The following is a 15,152-nucleotide window of genomic DNA, read 5'->3' on the forward strand; positions in this document are numbered from 1 at the left end:
GATCTGAATGAAGCAGGGGAAGCGTCCAACCAGGAAACAGAAAATGATGTTGGCAGGTCTTGAACGGGTCGATCCGAAAAGCTGGCTGATAGAGCGTGATACACCTGAAGAACTTGTCTTGGTTAGTCGTAAGACAGGGAAGCTCAAGAAGATCAAAAAGGGCGTTTCATGAGCGGGCGTAATTACTGGCATGTGTATAACTGGATGCGTCGGCATTATATCGCCACGGGCGCAGTCGCGGAGCGGATGGAGCTCCTAGAAGAGTTCGCGGAGCTGGAGCCAGTGGAGATCGACGAAGGCATCACAGAATTCGAACTTGCGGTCGGCAAGCGGAAACGGGAGGCGGTACCGGATGGCAAGGAGTACACATAATCCCATCGATCCATTCTTCCAGCAGCGACATTCCTTTTCTATTTGGGATGACGGCGGGCAAATGGTTGGGACAGTATTTGTTCTGGATGTGGCAATGATGCCGAAACGGCAGAAAGGGAGATACAACTATGAAAATCCTGGGCATCGATCACGGAACCAATTACGCCGGCTGGGCAACCATGGAAAAAGGTAAGCCACTGGAATTCGGGCTAAGAGACTATAGCAAGATTGCCATGCCGCACGTTTTGGACGCCATTTATCAAGATACATTTCGGATTATTGAACAGGAGCTGCCTGACGTGATCGTACTCGAGAGACCGGTTCACTTCAAGAATGCATCCAGTGTAATTGCCTTGGTTGGAGCTTTTTCAATGGTGACACTGGCAGCCTTACATCTGGAAATCAAGATTGCGCATGTTCGGCCAACCGAGTTAAAGATGCAGACGGGAAAAGGCAATGCAGACAAGGAAACTGTGGCCATCGAGATGCAGATGCTGTTTGGGCTTGATTATGACGATCTTGCCGTACCGGTTCTCTACAAAAAGAACGATCCCAAAGGCAAATACAAGAAGGGGGAAGTGCAGCAGCGTCTGTTCGACCCTTCTGACGCTCTTGCGCTTTGCTGGGCTTATCATCAAAACCATAACAAGGGAGTGGCGTAATCATGAGTTATATCAATTTCAAAGGCACTGTTAAAAAAATCAATCTGAAGTCTGCAGAGGAGACGGAGATTACCATCAGTATTCCGGCCGCCGAACTGGATGGGCAATACAATACTCTTCAAAGCATGCTGGAGCTGAAGGTAATTGGTGGTTTGGACTCTCAGATCGTTACCTACAAGGTCCTGAAAAACGCTAAGACTGGAAAGCCACTCACGAAATACACTGTTGATGGCAGTGGGGTTGTATCGGCAGCAGAACCGGAAGGTGAACAGCTCTCCATGGATTTAGGCTTGCCAGCTGAACAGATCGAGGTCAAGGCCGATCCGGAGCAAATTGATCTTGGAGTTATTCAGGATTTCATTCTCAGCGGGTTGGCACCGAGGTTCGACGACATGGATTATGACTTCCATGAGATTACGGAACGTCTCGTCAGCGGGGACACCTACTTGAAAATTGCTGCTGATATCGGCATGGGAGTAGGCGTGTTTGTGGTCATGGTGGACGATTACCGTAAGCGGGTTGCGCCTATGGCAGCCAAGTGGAACGAATGGCGAAAAGGACAAGCGCCTGTGGCGCCACCCACAGTGGAACCTGCGGCTGAAGACGCTGATCAAACCGAAGGTGAAACTGAGAGTGAGCAAAGTGGTGGCGAAGGCGATAATGCCGAACTGGAGCCTAAACAGCCGGACGGTGATGGTCAATCCGGAAGCAGTGATCCGGAGGAAGCCAAGGGCACTCCTGTGGCTGATGGTCAAACTGGTGGAGGTACTGGTGAAGAACCTGATGCAACTGAAACTTCTCCGGGAGAAGAGGTCAGTAAGGATGATCTGGAAGCATTCATTCTGACCAACCGACCTGTTTACGATGATATTGAGATTAACGGCACGCCGATCTTGTTCCCGGAGCTGCTGCAGGAGCGTTTGGAGAAGAACAAGACTTGGAAGGAGATCGCTCAGGAGAAGGAAGTCAGTGCATCAGTGCTGTCGGCCAAGTGGGGGGCCTACAAGAAGCGGGTTGAACGGAAAATGATGAAGGGTGACGGGGGAGCAGCGTAAGCTGCTTCTTCTCTTACAGGAGGGATGAAAATGAATAATCAAATTCTAAAGGAGCTTGTAAAGCTGGAACCACAGATCAAGTGGGTCACGAACATGATCAATGAGGCTGAGGCAGCCTGGCCGACTCATTATGACCGGACCCAGCCGGATGATATGTATCTCCGGGGGATGTTCTATCAGATTCAAGACAAGCTGAACGATGCTCGGCGTCTGATTCGGTTTACGGTAGCTCCGGTTTTGAAAGAGGGGGTTCTGCACAAGCGTTCAGATGGGCGGTACGGCCTGCAGGACGGTACTTACTTTTCCAGCAGTGGTTATATAGAGTATCTGCTGACGGAGCCTGGGGAAGATGCCAGATGGGTTAGCTCACGGGTTGAGCACGACGGAGAGGATTACTGCATTGTGGGTAGGAAGGGGCTCTCCCTTCAGGGGCTGCGGGTTCGGGTTAAGGAGATTCCATTATGGGACTGAAGGCGCCGGATTTAAATCAGAGGGAGGTTAATCATGCGGAACACATTAGGGGATCTGAATAATCACCTATTTGCTCAATTGGAGCGGCTGAGCGATGAGGAATTGACTGGCGAAAAATTAGCGGACGAGATCAGCAGAGCGAAAGCAGTGACAAGCGTTGCTTCACAGGTTATTGCAAACGGATCTCTGGTGCTGGATGCCATAAAGATGGCTGATGACAAGATGAATGCAAATACGTCCATTCCTAAGATGCTGGAGGGATGATCGATGTTTCGATTTACTCCTGAGCAGAAGGAGTTCGTCAGTACAAATATACAGGGGCGATATGTTCTGGAGCTGACTGCAATGTTCAATGAGAAGTTCGGTGTCAAGCTCCAGCCTTCGCAAATGCGAGCCTTCATCAAGAATAAGCGGCTGAAAAGCGGTATCGATGCCCGGATCAAACCGGGGAACATTCCATCCAACAAGGGCAAGAAGAAGCTGTGGCCAGGCGGTGAAGCGACACAGTTTCAGAAGGGGCATAAGCCTCATAATTACGTCCCTGTAGGATCAGAGAGGGTTAACGGGGACGATTATGTCGACATCAAAATCGCAAATCCGAACAAGTGGCGCGGAAAGCACCTGATCGTTTGGGAGCAGCACAGCGGACTTACGGTTCCAAAGAGGCATGCAGTCATATTTGGAGATGGGGACCGGCGGAACTTTGATCCAGATAACTTAATCCTGGTTACCCGCGGGCAGCTGGCCGTGATGAACAAGCGAGGTCTTATCCAAAAGGATGCTGAGCTCACGCGGAGCAGTGTGATTCTAGCAGATATTGTTCAGAAGATCAGTGAGAGAAAGCGGATTAAGCGTTATTCGAAAGGAGCTCCATGTGATGGAACAAGAGACTGAACTGATTGAGAAGCACCTGCAGGATGGCAGGATTACCAAACACCAAGCAACAGTGCTGATAGCCTATTTCAAAACGGGCGATCTGCAGCAAACTTTGAAAGCTGTTGGTTCCTCCTACAATTCTATTGCTTCCACGCTGACCAATTTAAAATTAGCTGGAGTTTTGGAGAAGGAGAGTAGGAGATCTCCCTACAAGATCCGTGACGGTAGTGCGCAGGCAGCCGTCATGGAGAAGTTGGCCATTAATAAGCTTACGGTACAGGGTGACATTCAGATAAGCGATTATGAGAGGAATTGGATGCTTGAACATTATCCAAAGCTGAAGCACAAACGAGGAGCTGCTGCGGCAGCTCTTGGTTGTGACCGGTGGCGCGTGTGCCAGCTGGCTATAGCACTGAAGTTGGATAAGAGGAATGTTTCATCCGGATAAGGAGGGGTACACATGAAGACTATTACAATAATCCAGCCTTGGGCAACATTGATAGTTGTCCTGGAAAAACAGTATGAAACTCGTAGCTGGCTTACCAACCACCGGGGAAACATTGCTATCCACGCGGGAAAGAAGATAGACCAGGATGCTTGCCAACAGTCTGAGATTAAAGCCGCGCTGTCCAGACACGGATACACAGCCGAAAACCTGCCGACTGGTGTGGTTTTGGCAACAGCTCAACTGAAGGAATGTTGGAAGATCGTTCGGCCAAATTGGCAGGCAAAAACAGCCCCAGTTGAGTTGAACGCCTCTGATGGTCGACGGCAGTTATGGGCCGGCTATCTTGGGGACAAAAAGGAATTTCTCTTTGGAAACTATGATAATGGTCGCTATGCTTGGGAACTGGCAGATGTAAAGCAGTTACCAGCGCCGATCCCAGCTAAGGGGCAGCAGGGGCTATGGAATTGGATGGAGATATGAAATATGAGTAGTGAGTGGAAGTGTATGGAATGTGGAGCTCCCATAGAATATGAACCGGAATATTGTTGTAACGGGCGCGAGTGTGGATGTATGGGGCTACCCATTGAGCCGCCATTGTGCAATGACTGCTGGGACAAAGTACTCGGCAAAGGGGAAGGAGCCAAGTAATCATGACAAATAGACCTTTAACAAAACGACAGGAGGAGACGCTGCAGCTTATAAAAGGCTTTATCGCTCAAAAGGGATATGCTCCCTCGGTTACCGAGGTGGCGGATCTCCTGAAGCTAAAGTCTCGTTCTACAGCGCATTCGCTGGTCAAGCAATTAGTAAACAAAGGGTATTTGGAGAAGACGGATTTTGAGGTTAGGACGCTGCGGGTGGTGGGGCAGAAGGAAAGTGATTCGCTCGAGTCGTATGAAGCGTTGCGTCAAGAAAATACGCGGCTGCTGCAGGAGAACATGGAGCTGCGGAATAAGCTGGCTGTCAGTGAAAATCGATAATACAAAGACCCCCATATCCTTGGCCGGGGCGGGGGTCCTTCTACCAAACTATTCCTCTTGACATTATAACACAGGGGGAGTAGGGGATGGCGATGGCATGGGGGATTTTTGAGCAAAGCGAGCTTTTCCCAAAAGCAAACGAAGTTGAGATTAAACGGACAAAATTTCTGCTTAGTAAATTTAAAAGCATGACGTTGCTGATGACTGACTATGAGAATAACACAAAAGATCTGCAGCAGGTTGGCATCGATGGAGAAGTAGCACGACGGATAGATGAGGATGAATTGCATGCTGACAAGTCTGCTAATGCTGTCATTCTAATAGAAAAGCAAAGATGGGTATATCAGCAGTATCAGCTCTATACCGGAGCTATTCGGAGAGCAACTGGTCTTATTCAGGACAAAGAAGCGCGCAATGCTATTCAACATAGGTATATTGAGGGGCATTCATTTAAAGAGACGGTGTTATTCTTCCGGTACGGGCTTAGTGACAGTACTGTTAGACGCAAACTACTTGAAGGGACGGAAAGTGTCGCTAACACGTTGAAATTAATGGGTTTTTTTGAAAAAGATAATTCAGAGTTTTAAAAAATAAAAACCGATTCTGTTTAAGAGTCGGTTTTATGAATGATTAACTTAAGAACCAAGTCAAACTCGCACCTACAACGCTAATACCTAAAGTTTTGTAGGCAAGTCGAATCCAGAAGTACTTCTTTTTGCAAATTGTTGCTATGGAGTGATTTTGCTTCATGAGTTCTTCAAGGAAATTAGTATTATTTTGAAATTTTCGTTTCATTTCTGTCACATAATTGTCATCGGTATCAAATGCTGCAATTCCACCCCAAGAGTGATATTTACTTTTGTCGATCAGATATCTTGGCCATATTGCCCTGCCTAAAAAATACATTCCAGCTACAATGCCTAAAAGAAAGACCAAATAAAAGTAAAATGGGTAGCCAAGGGGGGCTTCTGCAATTCCCTTATCCCACAATTTTTTCATTTCAAGAGAAAAAAATGCGAATACGACACCAACAACACTCAGAGTTATGCCGGCTTTGCTGTCAGCAAACTTAATATAGTCAGAAATGTATACTGATTGGTGCTTATGATAATCAAATTGTTTTTCTTCATCCATATTACTCATTGTTTCACGCTCCATACCAGTATTGCTCGGTTGCAGACCGCAGATTCGTCGGAAGGGTTCGTACATTTTCAGCTTTTCCAGTAACGGCTTTATACTGAAACCAAATATCACGATCCATTCCGACAGTAAATCCGCTATCCTTAATAGTCTTCTCAAGCTTGTGCGCTACGTTTACCCCATGGCCAATACTAATAATCTCGTGATGATTTTCATCGCCAATAGTTGTTGCTACAGTTGATTGACCACTCCACATACTTATTCTAAAACCACTATAATTTTGGTTTCTCATATAAGTTTGAATGTCATTAGCCGTGCTAGCCGCTCTTCTTCTACAGATCGCAAAGGATTCTTCTGCATTCTGTAAAAAGTGAGCACTGATTCCGTCTCCAGGAAACTTCTCAACGATACCATTATTACTATAAATGATATTAGTTAAGCTTTTGAACATCTGTGAAAATCTATCAATAAAGTCTTGTTCTCCACGATCTCTAATGCTAACTGAAGAGCCTTCCAAGTCAAAGACAAACGTTACACCAGGGATTGGAATAACAGCATTATCCTTTATACCGATATCCGTAATAGAAAAATGCTCACGAATGATCTCTTCATCTAAACTACCATGTATTGATCGCTTAGTCAGCATACCCGCTTGAAACAATTTGTTTAGATCATTAGTATTAAGAGATTTTTTTAAAATGTTTTTCATTAAAATTCCCCCAATTATTAATTAATCTGGTGATTTCTATAACTTGTCCTCTGAGTTTTTATGAGAACCTTAAGAAATAACTAAAAATGAATACAATGTGACCGTATGTTGGTTGTAAGTTGAACGCCAATTGACGCCTTTTTCTTGATACTATGATAACGTGGAAATTAGGCAAGAGTGAAACGCATGGCTGCACTTGCGGTACACAACCGGGGCGTACCTCCTCTTGCCTTTTCTTTGCTTAACCTTTTGGTGGATAAGGATCCTTTCCGTGGCTATCCTTATCCTGGATCTTTCCGTCTTTACCATGAATAATTAACTCAGTTCCTTGACTCTTTGTAATTGCTCTACCAGCATCGACGGCTTCCTGTTTTGTTCTTGTGACAACAGTCGCTTTACTATTTCCTTCACCTTTTACTGCCCATCCGTCTTCATGAGGAACTACGTGTTGATTAGGCATTTCTACACCTCCCTTCTTAGGTCTAAAGTTCGACATTGAAGGAGGAAATTCCTTCCTTTATGACGAATATAGACACATACGATCATATTTGTGGAGGGGTTTCAAGTGGCAAGAAGAAAGAGCAGGGCAAAGCAGGAAGAAGAGCTTTTTCAGGGATTAGCTGGCTTAGCAACAATGGGATTAGCACTCGGAGGATACTATTTAACCAAAACCTTACAGGGTGCTATAGTTGGAGCGGCTGTCGGTGTGGCTGTTGTAGTTACATTGATGATTGTGATAGGGCAAAAGCGGGCGGAACGCTTAAAGAAATCTGGTATTGCTGAGATTGACAAAATGGAAGGTGTTCAATTTGAACAATACCTTGGTCACCTATTCCGATCTCAAGGATACAAAGCTGAAGTTACACAAGCTGCCGGTGATTACGGTGCCGATCTGGTCCTATCAAAAGACGGGAAACGAATTGTTGTCCAGGCAAAGCGGTACAGTAAGAATGTTGGACTGAAAGCAGTGCAGGAGGTACGAGGGGCAGTTTCGCATTATGGTGCATCAGCTGCTTGGGTTGTAACGAATAGAGATTATACTGAACAAGCCTACAAGCTAGCAAAGTCAAATAACGTGCGTCTCATCGGCCGTGAGGAGCTTATCGAAATGCTTTTGCAAATGAGAGAGAAGATGGCAGCTACTAGAAAAGTCAATAATGCTAAAACGAGTGCTTAAGCCAAATAGTGAGCAATATAAAGTACGAAGCATGAAACTATGTGATGAAGCCGTATTTTCACTGCTGTTGGTTTTGACTCATATTTCACTAGCTCTGTAAAATGGTCTTGTCCTCCTTTGTTACAAAGTCCCTAAAGATTTTAAGCAAAGAGCGCAGCGCATTTGCTGCGGATGCGGAGCGGACGCCACTGATCTGGCCATTCTCCCAGCACATAGTAACTGTATACATATTCCGAAGTCGCTCATTTTTGGGCGGCTTTTTTATATTGGGGGAATTGATTTGAAGAATAAGCAGAAGCAGCAGCGTTTAAAAGATCCGCCCCAGCAGTCGGCTAAGTGTAAAGGCTGCATATGGGGCCGATGGGAAGGGACAGCACAGTTTTGTTCTCGACCAATTTGCATATTAAAGGTAAAATATCCCTAGATAGATTTTATTATTTGGGGGTAGAAAATGAAAGTCATGCTTAATGAACCTGTAGTAAATACACCAACCTATTATGGTTTGACTATTTCTCAGTGGGTTACACTAGGAGCTGTTTTAGTTACACTTATTGTTGGGTTAATCAATTTGTTTAGCAGTTTACGAACGAATAAGAGAACCACGTTTGTTAACGCAGTAACTTCAGAACGGGTAAAGTGGATGGGGCAACTTAGAGAATTAATTTCTGAGTATTTACAGCTCACTACTTATTATGAGCGAAAGCCGATTTTAAAAGGAAAGGAACATGATGATTTTTTTGAAAGATTAGTTTATTTGCAACACCGCATCAAACTCCATATGAATCATACTGGTGAGCCAGATCGTGAGATAAACGAATTAATAAAGAGAATAAATGAAAAGATTTTTGAAATATACCAAGCGAATGATTTGCTTAAAATTCCACCTGAAGATCGCTTGCAGCATTTGCTCTCTTCATCAAATGAAACATTTAAAAAGAAGCTCATTCAAAAACAAAAAGAAGGCACTTTATCGCAGGTACTTAATTCCGAAGAAAGTAAAGAAAATGTTATTCAATTTCTTAATGAAATTATTGAAGAATACAACAAAGAGTTTAAACAGAAAAATGGATATTCAGGTAGAAATCAACTTGAAAAGGATGTCCAAGATCTTGTTGATAAGACAACTGAATATTTAAAGATCGAATGGGAACGAGTAAAGGATGAAGCAAACAAAGGGAGGTTAAAGAAGCAGAAGGCAAAAAAAAAAGTGGCTGAAATAGAAAAAAAAGAGAACGATGATGTGTATGAATTCTACAAATATTTAAAAAAACATAGAGTATGGCTAACTACTCGAAAACGTCTTGATAATGTAATAAGCAAATTAGAATCAAAAAAAGATTTGGATAACAATCAAATAAATAAATTGAAGGGATATAGCAATTTGGAAATTGTTGACAAAAATACTACTACTAGTATTTATACAACTTTAATATCACTTGTAATGGCGGTATTTGTAGCTACTGCTCTAAAAAACAGTAATAGTGGCGATTTAGTTTTTTTTGTCGCTTTAATTGCAATTGCTATTTATGTTATTTTTCTATTAATTCTGTCAGTTAGAAGAGACAATGCTAACATTGTAAAAGAAGGGTTAGATTATTTTATTGCTATAAACAAAGACAAATAAAACATTGCACCTTCGGGTGCTTTTTTCATGCCGATATATGACCTTCTGTAAGTCGTTCTGAGGACTTTTATTCAGGAACGTGTGTTTGTGTGGCGATGCGTAAAAAAGGGCAAGACGGGCAGGTTCCCTCCGTCTCTGTCTTGATTTGCGCCTGACCAAAGATGAAAAACCGACTCAACTCAAAGGCAAGGGAGTCCGAGAGCAGTTTTCTTCCTTGACCGATATAGCCTATTGTCTGATACTGGAAAAGAGTCTATGTTGAATCGAGGTGTTGTGGTTGAAAGTTTCATCTGTTTTTGCTGAAGGTATGGAGGCAATAGAGCGACGAATTAAAAATAAAGCGAGTAACTTTTATGCTGATTTAGCAACGAAAAATGTTCAACGTAGTACGTTTGCCGTAACTGGAACTGTAGATGAAATAGCTAAGGGCCTAAATTTAGAAATAAAAGAACTGTTCACGCGGCTTCATCAATTAAGAATATGCTCAGCAGAGCTAAAAGTTATCAGGAATGATCTATACTCCTTTGTAGATAAGATGTTCGGGGAGTGGAAGGAAGTATTAATAAAACGGAATGTTTACAAAATAGGCGGTGAACAGTATCACGAACAGTTCGTAAACAATAGAGTAACGGAAGTGAAGGTTAATATAAATTTAGAGTTCTTAATAGTAATGGAAAAAATAAAGGCCCGTCGAAGACAGTTAGTTTGGGATATAAGTAAGATAGGCATTACAGCAATAGTAGGCGGTTTTATTGGAGCATACATTAAATCATTTTTTCCATAAGCACCCTAACCGGTGCTTTTTATTTTGGGAAGGAGCATTCATATGGACATCAGAATCATACCGATTGACCAGCTCAATGCAGCCGTCTATAACCCTCGCGTTGACCTTCAGCCTGGAGATCCGGAGTACGAGAAGCTTCGCCGCAGCCTGGACGAATTTGGGTACGTTGACCCAATCGTCTGGAATGAGCAGACCGGTAATATGGTCGGTGGCCATCAGCGTTACAAGGTTCTGGTAAATGAGCAGAACTGCACGGAACTGGCTGTGTCAGTAGTAAACCTTGATCCTAAACGTGAGCGGCTCCTGAATCTGGCGCTGAATAAAGTATCTGGCCGCTGGGATGATGAAGCACTGGCGCAGCTGCTTAGTGAGCTGCAGGAAGGCGGGGCTGACCTGGGGTTGTCCGGTTTTGAGCCGGATGAGATTGGGGAGCTGATTGAAGAGTTTGCGAACATACCTGATACCGAGGTCGATCAACCGGTTGTTGAAGATGATTTCGACGTCCAGGGAGCTCTCGATCAGATTAAAGAGCCGGAAACATGCCGCGGTGATGTATGGCAGCTTGGCCGGCATATTCTCATGTGTGGTGATTCTACGAGTGCCGAGGATGTTGCCAGGTTGATGGACGGGACGAAAGCGGCGCTGGTTGTCACGGACCCGCCTTACAATGTAGCGGTGCATAGCGATTCTGCCCGCCTGGCTGAAGCCGGGACCAGCTCAATAATGAACGACGATATGCCCGCAGAGGAGTTTGTGGGCTTTTTGCATGCCGTCTTTAAACAGTACGCCGTAGCCATGGAGCCGACAGCAGCAATCTATGTCTTCCATCCATCATCCTATCAACGGGAGTTTGAGGACGCAATGAACGCCGCAGGGATTACCGTCCGCTGCCAGTGCGTTTGGGTCAAGAACGTGGCTACGTTCGGCTGGGCGCAATACCGCTGGAAGCATGAGCCGATCTTTTATGGCCATATGAAGGGTAAGGCCCCGGCATGGTATGGCGATCGTACTCAGACCACGGTCTGGCGGTCCGGCTTACTGGCAGAAGATCCACTCCCGGAAACGGTTTGGGAAGTTTCGAAGGGGGATGTAACCAAATACGTTCACCCTACTCAGAAGCCCTTGGAGCTGTTGTCTATACCGATCCGGAACAGTAGCCGGCGCGGAGATACCATCACTGACTTCTTTGGCGGCAGTGGCTCCACCATGATGACCTGTGATCAGCTTGATCGCTCCTGCAGAACAATGGAGCTTGATCCGGTATTTTGTGATGTGATCAAATTGCGATATCAGGCTACGACTGGGATTGAGCCAATACTTCTTTTTCGTCACCACTCCGATTGAAGCTCTAATAGAAGAGTGACTAAAGGTACTATTCGCCATGTTAAATTCTTGTATAATCGAGAAGGTGAATAAAGTATTGAGATGCCAAGTCAAATAAGAAAGTGGGTTGCTTTCATGCGTGGTGGCGGCGATGTCATTGCTATCATTTTAGGTATCATATTGGGCTTTAGGGCTTTGTATCGACTGTTTAAACTAAAAAAATATCTTAGGTTTACTCTTTCTGCATTGTTTTGGTTTGGTTATCCTCTTATCATAATTAAACTGTTCTCATTTATCCAACAGCAAGATGATGATCATATAAGAACTTGGCTGGCTATGCCGGCTGTGGTAACGACATTAATATGGCTATTCTTTGGATTAATGATGAACAAAAAGGTAGAGAATATTGAGCTTAACATTAACTATAAGGATGATTTATCCCTAAAAAGAAGAATTATTGGGTTTTTCATATCGATACTGGCGTTGTTCGCTTGGATAGCTGGCTTCAATTCTTACTTTGGTGAATCTGAAGAATTCGATATCCTTGGATCATTCATCATAAGTATGGTATTTTGGTTCGGAAATATGTATCTCTTTACAGGCAAGCCATTTGAGAAAATCGACGATTAATTATAGTCCTATTAAACTAACAGTTTGCATTATACCGCCCTATTATGGCGGTATTTATTTTGCCAAAAATAAAAGGAGGACGCGTGAACGTCCTCCGCACCACCAGGGTATCCCCCGGCTGAGACAGCGGCGCGCCACGCGTGGCATTTCCAGACATCCGCTGTCTCGCATTCCATTATGCTGGAAAGTTGAGGGGAACACAATGGGAACAAAAGATAAAGTTTTAATGCAGCATGAACTCGAAGTCATGGCCGGTATCCTGGAAAGCAAGGCGCAGTACCGCAAAATTGTTAAGGCGGGCATAGCCAAGTGGGTCAAAGACTTCCAGGACGGCCGGATTGAGATTAAGACGGTTGACGATCTGAAGAAGCTGATTGAGATAGATATTGAGCTGCAGAAGGATGAGATTTAATCAATAAAAAAACGAGCTGCATTTTGCTCGTTTTGTATATATTTATTCTTTAATTTTTTTTGAAAAAGTGTAACCAAGACACATAATGCATAAGCAATGATTTTTAACTCCAACTCATAGCGATCCATTTCAACATCAACCTTTCTTAGAAGGTATTATAGATCCAGAATTTCCACTTTGCTTAAAGCCTATACCAGCTAGAACATTATTAATTGGAGGTGAGGTGAGGAATGTAATGGCAAGAAGACGCAGTCCCGAGCGGGACAAGGCAAAGCAGATGTGGCTGGAGAGCGGCGGGACGATGAAGCTAAAGGACATCGCCGTTGCTCTTTCTATTCCAGACAGCAAGGTCCGTAAGTGGAAGACGATGGACGGTTGGGAAGATGAACTGAAAGGGAGCGCCCTGCCCGAATTCAAAGGGAGCGCTCCAATTGAAGTGAAAGGAAGCGCTCCACTTCGTGGCGCTCCCAAAGGGAACAAGAACGCTGTCGGGAATCGTGGCGGCGCTCCCCCGGGGAATCAAAACGCGAAAGGAAACAGCGGCGGAGCTGGTGGGCCGCCTGGCAACAAGAAGGCCGTCACTACCGGTGAGCATGAAACGATCTGGCTGGATACCCTGACGGAAACCGAGCAGCAGCTCATTGACCATGTGGACACTGATCCGATTATCCAGGCGAATGAATCCCTTTTCCTTCTTACAATCCGGGAACGTCGTATGATGCAGCGAATTAAATCCCTGATGGATGGCCTCTCTGAAACCGAGCGCAATGTCTTTTATGAGCTTAAGGCTATCAAGGAAGTCGCTACAATACATGATGAGAAGACCGGCATCACGAAGAGGATTCCACATGCCCGAAATGAAATGATGGAATCCAAGATCGAGGAGAGGGGATTCCGAAAGCTGGACGACATTGTGAAGCTGGAAGAGGCGCTGACCCGCATCCAAGACAAGAAGATCCGGGCCATAGAGCTGAAGAACCGGCTGACTGATGACGAGAAGCGAATCCGTATTGAAACCATGGAATATGAGCTGCAGATGCTGCGCGGTGGTGGAGGTAAGGAAGACTTCGAGGATGACGGCTTCATCGATGCGCTGAAGGGCATGGCGGCGGGAGTGTGGAACGACGATGGCGAAGCTTAAACTCAAACCGCCGGCGTTCAAGTGGTCTCCTTTTTCGCAGAAGCAGCTCAAGGTGCTGACTTGGTGGACGCCGGAAAGCCCACACCATGATAAGGACGCAATCATCTGTGACGGTTCGGTCCGGGCAGGGAAGACGGTCTGCATGTCGTTCTCATTTATCGCCTGGGCGATGGATACCTTCCGAGGTGAGCAGTTCAGCATGTCGGGTAAGACCATCGGTGCGCTGCGGCGTAACGTGATTGGGCCGCTGAAGCGCATGCTGGCCAGCCGTGGGTATCACGTTCACGATAACCGATCTGAAAATGTATTAACCGTTACCCGGGGGCTTATCAGCAACCGGTTTTTCTTGTTTGGTGGCCGAGATGAGAGTTCGCAGGATTTAATTGCCGGTATTACGCTGGCCGGCATGTTCTTTGATGAAGTAGCACTCATGCCTAAGTCCTTCGTAGACCAAGCGACCGCCCGTTGTTCGGTGGATGGTGCTAAGCTGTGGTTTAACTGCAACCCCGCGGGCCCTTATCATTGGTTCAAGATGGAATGGCTGGACCAACTTCAGAAGAAGCATGCGCTGCATCTGCACTTCACAATGGAGGACAACCTGTCTCTCTCCGAACGGGTGCGCGAGCGGTACCGGCGCATGTACAGCGGGATTTTCTATCAGCGTTACATTTTGGGTCTGTGGGTTATGGCTGAAGGGGTTATCTTCTCCAAGTTTGATGACGCTGTCCATAAGAAGGCGCGGGACTGGTTCCCGGTCAAGTTTAACCGTAAGTTCATTTGTATCGACTACGGGGCCAATAACCCGACAGCGTTCCTGAAATACGGTGTTCGCGGGAACGTCTATTATGAGCTGGATGAGTACTATCACAACATCCGTCACAAGGGTGAGAAAACGAATGGTGAATATGCGGATGACCTGGAAGCCTTTCTTGACGGCGATGAGTATGCAATCTTCATCGACCCGTCAGCAAAGGCTTTTATTATTGAGTTGCAGAAGAGGGGTATTGCCAACATACGGGCCGCTGTGAATACGGTGCTGGATGGTATTCAAACCGTATCCAACCGGTTCCAGCGCAATGAATTATATATCTGTGCTGATAACACCAATTCCCTTCAGGAGTTGGTGTCTTATGTATGGGATGAAAAAGCCGCCGAGCGCGGTGAGGACAAACCCATTAAGCAAAATGACCATACCTGTGATGCGCGCAGGTATGGAATTCATACGGATTACCTGCTGCAGCGTGTGAAGCAGCGGAAAAAGGACAGAGAGGAGCGATCAGATCATGGCGTGGGGTGGGTGTAATGCATGAGTGGTGATGCACAGTGGTTCCAGATATCAAAAGGAGAG

The 15,152-nt window shown here is 45.4% G+C and carries 23 protein-coding genes; 19 read left to right on the forward strand and 4 right to left on the reverse strand.

The genetic code is table 11. From position 1 onward, the window contains the following. Positions 1-7 precede the first annotated feature (7 nt). The 11 genes from NST04_RS28860 (at position 8) to NST04_RS28910 (ending at position 5,451) form a co-directional block, all read left to right on the forward strand. Positions 8-172 carry a DUF6906 family protein gene (locus NST04_RS28860; protein WP_341187315.1) on the forward strand — a complete coding sequence of 55 codons (165 nt, stop codon included), beginning with the start codon at positions 8-10 and terminating at the stop codon, positions 170-172. After that, entirely contained in the window at positions 169-372 is a 204-nt protein-coding gene (locus NST04_RS28865) for a hypothetical protein (protein WP_341187316.1), read from the forward strand. The genes NST04_RS28860 and NST04_RS28865 overlap by 4 nt, the downstream gene beginning before the upstream one ends. Before the next feature lie 128 nt (positions 373-500). Then, positions 501-1,034 (forward strand): crossover junction endodeoxyribonuclease RuvC, encoded by a 534-nt coding sequence (locus tag NST04_RS28870; protein ID WP_341187317.1) that lies wholly within the window; start codon positions 501-503, stop codon positions 1,032-1,034. 2 nt (positions 1,035-1,036) lie between these two features. Beyond that, entirely contained in the window at positions 1,037-2,089 is a 1,053-nt protein-coding gene (locus NST04_RS28875) for a hypothetical protein (RefSeq protein WP_341187318.1), read from the forward strand. A gap of 30 nt (positions 2,090-2,119) precedes the next feature. After that, entirely contained in the window at positions 2,120-2,560 is a 441-nt protein-coding gene (locus NST04_RS28880; protein WP_341187319.1) for a DUF5348 domain-containing protein, read from the forward strand. 33 nt (positions 2,561-2,593) lie between these two features. Continuing rightward, the gene (locus tag NST04_RS28885) at positions 2,594-2,824 is read left to right on the forward strand and encodes a hypothetical protein (protein ID WP_341187320.1); all 231 of its coding nucleotides are present in this window, start codon (positions 2,594-2,596) and stop codon (positions 2,822-2,824) included. Between the two features lie 3 nt (positions 2,825-2,827). Continuing rightward, positions 2,828-3,454 (forward strand): HNH endonuclease signature motif containing protein, encoded by a 627-nt coding sequence (locus NST04_RS28890; protein WP_341187321.1) that lies wholly within the window; start codon positions 2,828-2,830, stop codon positions 3,452-3,454. Further along, positions 3,438-3,884 (forward strand): hypothetical protein, encoded by a 447-nt coding sequence (locus NST04_RS28895; protein WP_341187322.1) that lies wholly within the window; start codon positions 3,438-3,440, stop codon positions 3,882-3,884. The genes NST04_RS28890 and NST04_RS28895 overlap by 17 nt, the downstream gene beginning before the upstream one ends. A gap of 12 nt (positions 3,885-3,896) precedes the next feature. After that, a complete protein-coding gene (locus tag NST04_RS28900; RefSeq protein ID WP_341187323.1) occupies positions 3,897-4,364 on the forward strand; it encodes a 2-oxoglutarate dehydrogenase E1 in 468 nt (155 codons plus the stop codon). 170 nt (positions 4,365-4,534) lie between these two features. Beyond that, positions 4,535-4,864: a LexA family protein gene (locus NST04_RS28905; RefSeq protein WP_341187324.1), complete on the forward strand. Its 330-nt coding sequence runs from the start codon at positions 4,535-4,537 to the stop codon at positions 4,862-4,864. An 86-nt stretch (positions 4,865-4,950) separates the two neighbouring features. Further along, entirely contained in the window at positions 4,951-5,451 is a 501-nt protein-coding gene (locus NST04_RS28910) for a hypothetical protein (protein ID WP_341187325.1), read from the forward strand. A 43-nt stretch (positions 5,452-5,494) separates the two neighbouring features. On the opposite strand, the gene NST04_RS28915 is transcribed toward NST04_RS28910, so the two are convergent. The 3 genes from NST04_RS28915 to NST04_RS28925 form a co-directional block, all read right to left on the reverse strand. After that, the gene (locus tag NST04_RS28915; protein WP_341187326.1) at positions 5,495-6,007 is read right to left on the reverse strand and encodes a Pycsar system effector family protein; all 513 of its coding nucleotides are present in this window, start codon (positions 6,005-6,007) and stop codon (positions 5,495-5,497) included. A gap of 4 nt (positions 6,008-6,011) precedes the next feature. Next, positions 6,012-6,713 carry a hypothetical protein gene (locus tag NST04_RS28920; protein ID WP_341187327.1) on the reverse strand — a complete coding sequence of 234 codons (702 nt, stop codon included), beginning with the start codon at positions 6,711-6,713 and terminating at the stop codon, positions 6,012-6,014. A 241-nt stretch (positions 6,714-6,954) separates the two neighbouring features. Further along, a complete protein-coding gene (locus NST04_RS28925) occupies positions 6,955-7,173 on the reverse strand; it encodes a DUF2188 domain-containing protein (RefSeq protein WP_341187328.1) in 219 nt (72 codons plus the stop codon). Between the two features lie 105 nt (positions 7,174-7,278). Between NST04_RS28925 and NST04_RS28930 the strand changes: the two genes are divergently transcribed. From NST04_RS28930 to NST04_RS28955, 6 genes are all read left to right on the forward strand, one after another. Further along, positions 7,279-7,890, forward strand: coding sequence for a restriction endonuclease (locus NST04_RS28930; protein WP_341187329.1), 612 nt, complete (start codon positions 7,279-7,281; stop codon positions 7,888-7,890). 451 nt (positions 7,891-8,341) lie between these two features. Further along, positions 8,342-9,514, forward strand: coding sequence for a hypothetical protein (locus NST04_RS28935; RefSeq protein ID WP_341187330.1), 1,173 nt, complete (start codon positions 8,342-8,344; stop codon positions 9,512-9,514). Positions 9,515-9,821: 307 nt separating this feature from the next. Beyond that, the gene (locus tag NST04_RS28940) at positions 9,822-10,298 is read left to right on the forward strand and encodes a hypothetical protein (protein WP_341187331.1); all 477 of its coding nucleotides are present in this window, start codon (positions 9,822-9,824) and stop codon (positions 10,296-10,298) included. A 42-nt stretch (positions 10,299-10,340) separates the two neighbouring features. Beyond that, positions 10,341-11,642 carry a site-specific DNA-methyltransferase gene (locus NST04_RS28945; RefSeq protein WP_341187332.1) on the forward strand — a complete coding sequence of 434 codons (1,302 nt, stop codon included), beginning with the start codon at positions 10,341-10,343 and terminating at the stop codon, positions 11,640-11,642. An 81-nt stretch (positions 11,643-11,723) separates the two neighbouring features. Further along, positions 11,724-12,251 (forward strand): hypothetical protein, encoded by a 528-nt coding sequence (locus tag NST04_RS28950; protein ID WP_341187333.1) that lies wholly within the window; start codon positions 11,724-11,726, stop codon positions 12,249-12,251. A gap of 226 nt (positions 12,252-12,477) precedes the next feature. Continuing rightward, a complete protein-coding gene (locus tag NST04_RS28955; protein ID WP_445667963.1) occupies positions 12,478-12,663 on the forward strand; it encodes a hypothetical protein in 186 nt (61 codons plus the stop codon). Here the strand turns inward: NST04_RS28955 and NST04_RS28960 are convergent. Next, positions 12,660-12,791: a hypothetical protein gene (locus tag NST04_RS28960; protein WP_341187335.1), complete on the reverse strand. Its 132-nt coding sequence runs from the start codon at positions 12,789-12,791 to the stop codon at positions 12,660-12,662. The genes NST04_RS28955 and NST04_RS28960 overlap by 4 nt on opposite strands. Positions 12,792-12,898: 107 nt before the next feature. On the opposite strand from NST04_RS28960, the gene terS reads away from it, so the two are divergent. Both terS and NST04_RS28970 read left to right on the forward strand, forming a co-directional pair. Continuing rightward, a complete protein-coding gene (gene terS / locus NST04_RS28965) occupies positions 12,899-13,804 on the forward strand; it encodes a phage terminase small subunit (protein WP_341187336.1) in 906 nt (301 codons plus the stop codon). Next, positions 13,791-15,107, forward strand: coding sequence for a PBSX family phage terminase large subunit (locus NST04_RS28970; RefSeq protein WP_341187337.1), 1,317 nt, complete (start codon positions 13,791-13,793; stop codon positions 15,105-15,107). The genes terS and NST04_RS28970 overlap by 14 nt, the downstream gene beginning before the upstream one ends. Positions 15,108-15,152: the final 45 nt, after the last annotated feature.

The sequence above is a fragment of the Paenibacillus sp. FSL H7-0756 genome (assembly GCF_038006765.1).
Lineage (GTDB): Bacteria > Bacillota > Bacilli > Paenibacillales > Paenibacillaceae > Paenibacillus_AQ.